The 9,026-nt window shown below is 72.4% G+C and carries 8 protein-coding genes and 2 pseudogenes; 6 read left to right on the forward strand and 4 right to left on the reverse strand.

Annotated features, from left to right (window positions below):
• Positions 1-247: 247 nt before the first annotated feature.
• The 4 genes from ACWEN3_RS34095 (at position 248) to ACWEN3_RS34110 (ending at position 5,525) form a co-directional block, all read left to right on the forward strand.
• Positions 248-871 carry a GntR family transcriptional regulator gene (locus ACWEN3_RS34095; protein ID WP_452978843.1) on the forward strand — a complete coding sequence of 208 codons (624 nt, stop codon included), beginning with the start codon at positions 248-250 and terminating at the stop codon, positions 869-871.
• A 258-nt stretch (positions 872-1,129) separates the two neighbouring features.
• A complete protein-coding gene (gene aceE / locus ACWEN3_RS34100) occupies positions 1,130-3,832 on the forward strand; it encodes a pyruvate dehydrogenase (acetyl-transferring), homodimeric type (protein WP_452978846.1) in 2,703 nt (900 codons plus the stop codon).
• 99 nt (positions 3,833-3,931) lie between these two features.
• Positions 3,932-4,936 carry a helix-turn-helix transcriptional regulator gene (locus ACWEN3_RS34105; protein ID WP_452978849.1) on the forward strand — a complete coding sequence of 335 codons (1,005 nt, stop codon included), beginning with the start codon at positions 3,932-3,934 and terminating at the stop codon, positions 4,934-4,936.
• A 70-nt stretch (positions 4,937-5,006) separates the two neighbouring features.
• On the forward strand, positions 5,007-5,525 hold the full coding sequence (locus ACWEN3_RS34110; protein ID WP_452978851.1) for a DUF4240 domain-containing protein: 519 nt from the start codon (positions 5,007-5,009) through the stop codon (positions 5,523-5,525).
• Here the strand turns inward: ACWEN3_RS34110 and ACWEN3_RS34115 are convergent.
• Together ACWEN3_RS34115 and ACWEN3_RS34120 are read right to left on the reverse strand one after the other, a co-directional pair.
• Entirely contained in the window at positions 5,492-5,725 is a 234-nt protein-coding gene (locus ACWEN3_RS34115) for a hypothetical protein (RefSeq protein ID WP_452978854.1), read from the reverse strand. The two genes, ACWEN3_RS34110 and ACWEN3_RS34115, sit on opposite strands and share 34 nt — an antisense overlap.
• Positions 5,722-6,663 carry a peptidoglycan recognition protein family protein gene (locus ACWEN3_RS34120; protein ID WP_452978857.1) on the reverse strand — a complete coding sequence of 314 codons (942 nt, stop codon included), beginning with the start codon at positions 6,661-6,663 and terminating at the stop codon, positions 5,722-5,724. The genes ACWEN3_RS34115 and ACWEN3_RS34120 overlap by 4 nt, the downstream gene beginning before the upstream one ends.
• A gap of 196 nt (positions 6,664-6,859) precedes the next feature.
• On the opposite strand from ACWEN3_RS34120, the gene ACWEN3_RS34125 reads away from it, so the two are divergent.
• Positions 6,860-8,044, forward strand: coding sequence for a MarP family serine protease (locus tag ACWEN3_RS34125; protein ID WP_452978859.1), 1,185 nt, complete (start codon positions 6,860-6,862; stop codon positions 8,042-8,044).
• A 31-nt stretch (positions 8,045-8,075) separates the two neighbouring features.
• Here ACWEN3_RS34125 and ACWEN3_RS34130 read toward each other — a convergent pair whose 3' ends face one another.
• A complete protein-coding gene (locus ACWEN3_RS34130) occupies positions 8,076-8,564 on the reverse strand; it encodes an N-acetyltransferase family protein (protein ID WP_452978862.1) in 489 nt (162 codons plus the stop codon).
• A 255-nt stretch (positions 8,565-8,819) separates the two neighbouring features.
• Here ACWEN3_RS34130 and ACWEN3_RS34135 point away from each other — a divergent pair.
• Positions 8,820-8,933: pseudogene (locus tag ACWEN3_RS34135) on the forward strand (FAD-dependent oxidoreductase); the annotation flags it as partial.
• On the opposite strand, the pseudogene ACWEN3_RS34140 reads toward ACWEN3_RS34135, so the two are convergent.
• A pseudogene (locus ACWEN3_RS34140) lies at positions 8,921-9,026 on the reverse strand (succinate--CoA ligase subunit alpha); the annotation flags it as partial. The pseudogenes ACWEN3_RS34135 and ACWEN3_RS34140 sit on opposite strands and share 13 nt — an antisense overlap.

Below are 9,026 nucleotides of genomic sequence, written 5' to 3' on the forward strand. Positions count from 1 at the left end.
TGCTTGACCGCCTCGACGAGGTAGCCGCGCTGGCCGGACAGGCCGGTGGAGCCCGTCTGCTCCTTGGGCATGGGGAACTTCATGCCGGCGCGCTGCGACAACGCACGGACCGGGCCGTTAGGCGCTCTTTGCCCAGCTCTACGCCGTGTAAGGCTCGTCTCACCTGCACCAAAGCACCCCCACGCGCCCTACCCGCGGAGCGAACCCGCCGTATTGTCTAAACGTCAGCCCCCGGGAGGAGCCCCTCATGACCGCGCCCGTCGTCCACTCGCTGCGCGAGCAGATCCGCGAGCACATCGTGGAGGGGATCGTCAGCGGGCGCTGGCAGCCGGGTGAGCGGATCGTGGAGCGGCGCATCGCCACCGAGCTGGAGGTCAGCCAGACACCGGTCCGGGAGGCCCTGCGCGAGCTGGAGTCCCTGCGGCTGATCGAGTCCGCGCCGAACAAGGGCGTCCGGGTACGCAATCTGACGGCGGCGGACCTGGAGGAGAGCTACCCCGTCCGGGCGGGCCTGGAGGCCATCGCCGCGGAGCTGGCGGCGGACCGTCTCGCGGTGGACTGCTCGGCCCTGGAGCCCCACGTCCTGGCCCTGTACGAGGCCGACCGCGAGGCCGACGGCACGGCCCAGGTGCGCCACACGGTCGGTTTCCACCGCGAACTGGTGCGCGCGGCGGACAACTCGGTGCTGCTGCACACCTGGGAGGGCCTCGGCATCGAGGTCTTCACGGCCCTGTCGATCCGCTGGCTGGGCACGGTGCAGCAGTCGTACGCGGAGGAGCACGAGGAGCTGGTGCAGGCCTTCAAGCGGCGGGATCCGCGAATCGCCGAGCTGGTGAAGGCCCATGTGCTGGGCTGCGCCCCGCGTGCCTGACGCAGTCGAGCATACCTGCGCTCACCTGCGAAAACCCTGATCAAACACGGCACCCGGTGCCCATTTCAAAGGCACCGGGTGCCTACTTTCTCGAAATCAAGAGGTTTTCGTCCTCAACCCTTTGATCGATCATCGATCAGGGAGTTACAGTCGCGACGGACTTCCACCGAAGTCACCTGCCCTGTCCTGCCAAAGACCTAGGGCACCCCCGAACCCTTGCCTGTGAGGGAACCCCCTTCGACTGAGGAAGGCGGCGACATGACCGACCCCAACGCCATCCAGCTGAGCGCGCTCGACCAGCTCCCGGACCGCGACCCCGAGGAGACCGCCGAGTGGCAGGCCTCCCTCGACGCCGTCGCCAGGGAGGCCGGGCCGCACCGCGCCGCATACCTGATGCGCCGCACGCTGGAACGCGCCGAGGCGGGCGGCATCGCGCTGCCGAAGCTGCTCGAGACGGACTACGTCAACACCATCCCCACCTCCGCCGAGCCGGGCCTGCCCGGCGACCCGGAGATGGAGGCCCGTATCACCGCGTGGAACCGCTGGAACGCGGCCGCGATGGTGACCCGGGGCGCGAAGCACGGCGTCGGCGGCCACATCGCCACCTTCGCCTCCGCGGCCTGGCTCTACGAGACCGGCTTCAACCACTTCTTCAAGGGCAAGGAGGGCGACGGCTCCGGCGACCAGCTGTACATCCAGGGCCACGCCTCCCCCGGCATCTACGCCCGCGCCTTCCTCGACGGCCGCCTCGACGAGGCGCACCTCGACAACTTCCGCCAGGAGGCCGGCGGCAACGGCCTGCCGTCGTACCCGCACCCGCGCCGGCTGCCCTGGCTGTGGGAGTTCCCGACGGTCTCCATGGGCCTCGGCCCGCTGTCGGCGATCTACCAGGCGCGCTTCAACCGCTACCTGACCAGCCGCGGCATCAAGGACGTCTCCGCCTCCCACGTGTGGGCGTTCCTCGGCGACGGCGAGATGGACGAGCCCGAGTCGACGGCGGCCATCGCGCTCGCCGCCCGTGAGGAGCTCGACAACCTCACCTTCGTCATCAACTGCAACCTGCAGCGCCTCGACGGCCCGGTCCGCGCCAACTTCAAGATCGTGCAGGAGCTGGAGGCCCAGTTCCGCGGTGCCGGCTGGAACGTCATCAAGACCCTGTGGGGCTCCGCCTGGGACGAGCTGTTCGCCCTCGACACCACCGGCGCGCTCGTACGCCGGCTGCGCGAGGTACCGGACGCGCAGGTGCAGACGTACCAGACCCGTGGTGCCGCCTACATCCGCGAGGACTTCTTCGGCAAGGACCCGGCGCTCGCCGAGATGGCGAAGCTGCTGAGCGACGACAAGATCCTCGAGTGCTTCCACCTCTCGCGCGGCGGTCACGAGGCCCGCAAGGTCTACGCCGCGTACAAGGCCGCCGTCGAGCACAAGGGCGCGCCGACCGTGATCCTGGCCCAGACGGTCAAGGGCCACACCCTCGGCGAGGGCTTCGCGTCGAAGAACGCCAACCACCAGATGAAGAAGCTGACGGTGGACGAGTTCAAGACGATGCGCGACCTGCTCGGCCTGCCGATCAAGGACAGCGACTTCGCCGACGGCGTGGTCCCCTACGGCCACCCCGGCGCCGACTCCCCCGAGGTCCGCTACCTCCAGGAGCGCCGCGCGGCCCTCGGCGGCCCCGCCCCGGCCCGCCGCACCCACGCGCTGGCCCCGCTGCCCGCCCCCGCCGACAAGGCCTTCGCCGCCTTCGACAAGGGCTCCGGCTCGCAGAACGTGGCCACCACCATGGCCTTCGTCCGCCTGGTCAAGGACCTCGTCCGCGACAAGGAGACCGGTAGGCGCTGGGTGCCGATCGTCCCCGACGAGGCACGCACCTTCGGCATGGAGTCGCTCTTCCCGTCGCTCGGGATCTACTCCCCCAAGGGCCAGACGTACGAGCCGGTCGACCGCGACCAGCTGATGTACTACAAGGAGGCCAAGAACGGCCAGATCCTCAACGAGGGGATCACCGAGGCCGGTTCGATGGCCGACTTCATCGCCGCGTCCAGCGCGTACGCGACGCACGGCGAGGCGATGATCCCGTTCTACATCTTCTACTCGATGTTCGGCTGGCAGCGCACCGCCGACCAGATGTGGCAGCTCGGCGACCAGCTCGGCCGCGGCTTCCTCGTCGGCGCGACGGCGGGCCGTACGACGCTGACGGGCGAGGGCCTGCAGCACGCCGACGGCCACTCCCCGGTGATCGCCGCGACCAACCCGGCGGCGCTGTCGTACGACCCCGCGTTCGCCTACGAGATCGCGGTGATCGTCCGTGAGGGTCTGCGCCGGATGTACGGCGAGGCCAAGCCGGGCGAGGACCAGAACGTCTTCTACTACCTGACGGTCTACAACGAGCCGCTGCCGCAGCCCGCGAAGCCGCAGGGCCTCGGCATCGACGAGGGCATCGTCAAGGGCCTGTACCGGTTCAACACGGCGGAGTCCGCGGGGGTGACCGTCCCGGCCAACGCCCCGCGCATCCAGCTGCTGGGTTCCGGCACGGCCATCCACTGGGCCCTGGAGGCCCAGAAGCTGCTCGCCGACGAGTGGGGCGTGGCCGCCGACGTGTGGTCCGCGACCTCCTGGGGCGAGCTGCGCCGGGACGCGATGGACGCCGACGCGGCGCTGCTGCGCGGCGAGGAGCGCGTGCCGTTCGTCCGCCAGGCGCTCCAGGGCGCCGAGGGCCCGGTGCTGGCCGTCTCCGACTACATGCGCCAGGTCCCGGACCAGATCGCGCAGTGGGTCGAGCAGGACTGGTCCTCGCTGGGCGCCGACGGCTTCGGCCTGTCGGACACCCGTGCGGCCGCCCGTCGCCACTTCGGCGTCGACGCCCCGTCGATCGTCGTCGCGGCCCTGGCCCAGCTCGCCCGGCGCGGCGAGGTCAAGGCGACGTCCGTGAAGGAAGCCCGCGAGAAGTACGGGCTGTGACCGTCACGGTCCGGTGAGGAGTGAAGGGGTACGGCGGCCGCCGTACCCCTTCTTCCGTCTGCGGGCGGCTCTGTCGGTGCCCCCCGGCATCATGAACGCATGCGCGCCGCCCGCCTCATCAAGATGGTGCTCCTGCTCCAGTCCCGGCCCTCCATGACCGCCGCCGAGCTGGCGCGGGAGCTGGAGGTGTCGGAGCGGACCGTGGCACGGGACGCCCAGGCGCTGTCGGAGGCGGGGGTCCCGGTGTACGCGGACCGGGGCCGGGCCGGCGGGTACCGGCTGGTCGGCGGATACCGCACACGGCTGACCGGGCTCGCGAGGAGCGAGGCGGAGGCGCTGTTCCTGAGCGGGGTGCCGGGGGCGCTCGGGGAGATGGGGCTGGCGGACGTGGCGTCGGCGGCCCGGCTGAAGGTGTCGGCGGCGCTGCTGCCGTCCCTGCGGGACGCTCCCCGTACGGCGGCCCAGCGGTTCCATCTGGACGCGCCTGCCTGGTTCCGCGAGCCGGAGACCCCCGCGCTGCTGCCGGCGATCGCCGAGGCGGTGTGGGACGACCGGTGCGTCACCGCCCGGTACCGGCGCGGGGACACGGAGGCGGAGCGGTCGCTGGAGCCGTACGGGCTGGTGCTGAAGGCGGGGGCCTGGTACCTGTGCGCGCGGGTGCCGCAGGCGGGTGTCTTCCGGACGTACCGCATCGACCGGTTCACCGCCGTGGAACCGGCCGGCACCCGCTTCCACCGGGACGAGGACTTCGACCTGCCCGGTCACTGGGCGGCCCAGGCCGAGCGGTTCGCGCGGTCGATCCTGCGCGCCGAGGTCGTCGTACGGCTGTCTCCGCAGGGCGTGCGCGGGCTGCCGTACGCCGTCGACCCGCTGTCGGCGCGCGAGGCGCTCGGCGGGGCGGACGGGCCGGACGCCGAGGGGTGGGTGACGGCGACCCTGCCCGTGGAGTCGGAGGAGGTCGCGCACGCCCAGCTGACCGCGCTCGGACCGGACGTGGAGGTGCTGGCGCCGGAAGATCTGCGGGTGCGGTTCGCGCGGGACGCGGCCAGACTCGCCCGGCTGTACCGGGGACCGGACGCCCGGCATCGGCCGACGGACGCCTGATAACGATCCGCCCGCTGACCGCCGTACTCCGCGTGCGCCCCACCGGTACAGGCCCGATGCTGGTGCCGTGATGGACGAGACGGAGTTCTGGGACCTGGTCGATTCCACCCGCGAGGCCGCCGAGGGCGACCCCGAGGAGCAGGCCGAACTGCTCGTGGACCGGCTGCTCCAGCTGGACCCCGAGCAGGTCCTGGACTTCGCCCGGCACTTCGAGGCCCGCTACAACCGCGGCTACCGCTGGGACCTGTGGGGCGCCGCCTGGGTGCTCCTCGACGGGGCCAGCGACGACGCGTTCGACTTCTTCCGGTGCTGGCTGATCGGCCAGGGCCGGGAGGTGTTCGAGGGCGCCCTGCACGACCCGGACTCGCTGGCGGAGCTGCTGGGCGACTTCGACGAGGAGATCGACGGCGACGGCGAGGAGCTGGGGTACGCGGCGGACGAGGCGTACGAGCAGCTCACCGGCACCGTCGCCCCTGATCTCGGCATCGCGCCGATGCCCGCGGAACCGGAGGGCACGCCGATCGACCTGGAGAACGAGGCGGCCCTCGCCGAGCGCTATCCGAGGCTCTGGGAGCGTTTCAAGGACTGATCCGCCTCGTGCTCCGGGACGTTCAGCGGCGGTGCCGCGTTGGCCCGGTCGAGCGCCGAGGCCGTGCCGGCGGCGGGCCCCACCACGACCGCGGCGACGACGCAGACCACGGTCCAGGGCCTGCGCGCCGCCCGGGCCCACAAAGAGCCCGGCGCGGACCGCCGGGCCGCCTCGGCGTGCTGCTGTGTACGACCGTTCATCGCTTCCCCGTCCTCGGTGCCGGTCGGCTGCTGTGGGGCACGACCGTAGGACTCGGGGATCGGAGCAGGCTGCGAGTCGCCTGTGGTGTCGCTGTGGGCCGCCGGCCCTGCAGCCGGGCGGCCGCCTCCCTGATCGCGGGGAGCTTGGCGCTGAGGGCGGCGCCGGGGCAGCTCGTCATGTAGCCGTCGCTGTGGCCGGCCACCGCGGGCAGGGTGACGGCGGTGCCCGCCTTGTAGCGGCTGCGGCCGTTGCTGGAGACCAGGCGGACACGGCCGCGCGGGTCGATGTCGGAGAGACCGAGCTTCCAGGCGGCCAGGGCGGCTATGGCGTCGGTCATGGCGCGCGGCACGGGGACGCCCGCGGTGAACGTGCCGAGGGCGGCGATGCCGGCGGTGCGGTGGTTGAAGCCCTGGGCGTGGGCGCCGGTGACGGGCCGGTCGACGCCTCCGGCGCGGCCCTCGTAGATGGCGCCGCAGCGGTCTACGACGAAGTTGTAGCCGAGGTCGTCCCAGCTCCGGGCGCCGGTCTGGCCGGTGTACAGGTGGCGGATGACGCTGGGCGCGTCGGCGCACTTGTAGCCGTTGGGCGAGTCCGTGTGGTGGATGAAGACCGCGACCACCTTGTCGTCGTAGCGCGGGGGCGGCTGGGTGTGCCCGGTGGTGCTGTCCAGCCAGGCGGAGCGGGGCACGATGCGCGGCCGGGCGGCGCTGTGGGCGGTCCGTGCGCGGGACGAGCCGGACCGGTCCAGGCCGAGCGCGGCTTGCCGGTCGATGGGGACCGAGGCGGGCCGCTCCATGCCGTGTGCCCACAGGGCCATCGCCACGAGGGCCATCAGACCGGGCAGGGACCCCAGCAGGACCAGCACGGGGCCGGGGAGCCGCGGTATCCGCGACGGGCGCGGACCGCGTGCTCCCGATGATCTTCGGACGGCAGACATGGTCCCACTCTCGGACCGATTCGCACCGCCCGCGATGTGCGTTGTGCCACCTGGTGGAACCATCGTCCTGGTCCGGGACGTTTCAGGGGGTACACACATACGTGGCCGGTTCGCCGTCCGGCGGCCGCACCCGGGCTGTGACTGATCAGCGGGCCCTTCCCGTCCGTACTGAGGAGTCCTAGAGAAAGGCGGCTCCGTGGACCTGCTCGACCTGGTGCTTGTGCTGGTGGTCCTCGTCTACGCGGCGTCCGGTTACCGGCGCGGGCTGGTGGCCGGATGCGTGTCGCTGGCCGGGTTCGTCGGCGGCGCCGTCATCGGCGTGTGGGCGCTGCCGTGGGTCACCGGCCTGGTGGCGCGCGGGACGGCGACGGCGACGGTGCTCGCCCTGCTCACGGTGCTGGTGCCCGCCGTCGTGGGGCACGAGCTGGCGGGCCGGCTCGCGCTGCGGCTGCGCGGGGAGCTGGACCGGGGTCCGCTGCGCGTGGTGGACGGGATCGGGGGCGCGGCGGCCAACTCGGTCGCGGTGCTCATCGTCGCCTGGGTGGCGGCGAGCGTGCTGAGCGCGGCCCCGTCGCCGGCCCTGACGACGGCGATCCGGAACTCGACGCTGCTGGGCGCGGTGCAGCAGGCGATGCCGGACACCACGCCCGCGTGGTTCTCCCGGGCGACGTCCGCGCTGACCGAGGCGGGCTTCCCGCAGGTCTTCAACCCGTTCGAGAACGAGTCGACGGCCCAGGTGGCCCGGCCCACCGGCGACAGCGTCACGCCCGCCGCGACGAACGCCGCCAAGGTGAGCACGGTGAAGGTCGAGGGCGCCTCGGGCGACGAGGGCCGGGAGGGCAGCGGCTTCGTCTACGCGTCCCGGCATGTGATGACCAACGCGCACGTGGTGGCGGGCATCGACCACCCGAGCGTCCGGGTGGGCGGGGTCGGGCGGTCGTACCCGGCCCGGGTGGTGCTCTTCGACGCCGACCGGGACGTGGCGGTGCTGTACGTGCCCGGGCTGCGCGCCCCGGTGCTGCACTTCGACACCGGTGCCAAGCGTGGCGCCTCGGCGGTGGTCGCGGGCTATCCGCAGGACGGCGGCCTGAATCTGCAGGCGGCGACGGTGGGGAGCCGGCTGCGGGCGACCGGGCAGAACATCTACAACGACGGCGCGGTCACCCGGGAGATCTACTCGATCCGCTCGACGGTCCGGCCCGGCAACTCCGGCGGCCCGCTGCTGACCACGAAGGGGCGGGTGTTCGGGGTGGTGTTCGCCCGCTCCACCTCGGACAACGAGACGGGGTACGCGCTCACGGCGTCCGAGGTGACGGGCGACGGACGGCGCGCGGCCACGGCGACCAGAGCGGTGGACACGGGCAAGCTGGTCAGTTCCTAGCCGCCGGGCCCCGGGAGCCGGGGCGCGGGCGTCACAGGGCGCGGCCCATGAAGACGTCGTCGACGTACGCGCCGTCGAGCAGGAACTCCTCCGGCAGGACGCCCTCGACGGCGAACCCCTCGGACTCGTAGAGCTTGCGGGCCGGGGTGTTGTGCCCGAGCACGCGGAGGGTGAGGCGCCGCGCGCCGCGCCCGCGCGCGTGCGCGACGGCGGCCCGGATCAGGGCCCGCCCGAGCCCCCGCCCGCGTGCCTCCTCCGCGACGACGAAGCCCTGGATCGCCAGAACGTGCGCGTTCGAGGCGAGCGGGGTCGGTCGGGCGAGGCGGAGGTAGCCGGCGACGCGCCCCTCCAGCTCGGCGACCAGGTACTGGTCCGGGGGGTGGCGCTCGTCGAAGAACGGCTCGTACGGCGGCTGCGGTTCGGGCATCACCGCGTGCAGGGGGGACCAGGTGGTCCGGTCGAGGAGCGCGAGGTCCGCCTCGTCGGCGGGCAGGGCGATGCGTATGTGCGGCTCGGGCATGGCGATCACCCTAAGGCGGCCGCCGCGCGCGCCGCACCGGACTTCCGCTCCGCCCCCGCGCGGCCGGGCGGCCGGAAGCGGTGCGGCTCGGGGGAACGGATGTGACCGTATGCGACCTCAATGCGACCGTGCCCTGTTGATGCGCGACTGCTTATGACCGATCGCGCGCCCGATACTCGACCCGAACTCGGGTATCCCTGGAGCCTGTTGGGGGCATGACGTCTCCACCGGCCGCGCAACCACAGGAGGGGCCTCGTGCTTGAGCCCGCGTACCAGGTGGACGTCGTCATCGTGGGAGCCGGAATCGCCGGACTCTCGGCGGCTCATCGGCTGACCAGCGCAGGAGTAACGACCGCAGTCCTGGAGGCCGGGTCGCCGCCGATGCCGACGCAGGTGGAGAAGCCGATGTCCCGCAGTTCGCGCATGAGTTGGTAGGTGAGGGTGCCCGACTTGGAGACCAGG

Source organism: Streptomyces sp. NPDC004561, assembly GCF_053602155.1.

What these genes read in the sequence shown, in the direction of transcription:
- ACWEN3_RS34105 (WP_452978849.1), top strand. Translation starts at nt 3,932, where the DNA reads ATGCGCGCCGCCCGCCTCATCAAGATGGTGCTCCTGCTCCAGTCCCGG.
- ACWEN3_RS34120 (WP_452978857.1), bottom strand. Translation starts at nt 6,663, where the DNA reads ATGTCTGCCGTCCGAAGATCATCGGGAGCACGCGGTCCGCGCCCGTCG.
- aceE (WP_452978846.1), top strand. Translation starts at nt 1,130, where the DNA reads ATGACCGACCCCAACGCCATCCAGCTGAGCGCGCTCGACCAGCTCCCG.
- ACWEN3_RS34130 (WP_452978862.1), bottom strand. Translation starts at nt 8,564, where the DNA reads ATGCCCGAGCCGCACATACGCATCGCCCTGCCCGCCGACGAGGCGGAC.
- ACWEN3_RS34095 (WP_452978843.1), top strand. Translation starts at nt 248, where the DNA reads ATGACCGCGCCCGTCGTCCACTCGCTGCGCGAGCAGATCCGCGAGCAC.
- ACWEN3_RS34115 (WP_452978854.1), bottom strand. Translation starts at nt 5,725, where the DNA reads ATGAACGGTCGTACACAGCAGCACGCCGAGGCGGCCCGGCGGTCCGCG.
- ACWEN3_RS34110 (WP_452978851.1), top strand. Translation starts at nt 5,007, where the DNA reads ATGGACGAGACGGAGTTCTGGGACCTGGTCGATTCCACCCGCGAGGCC.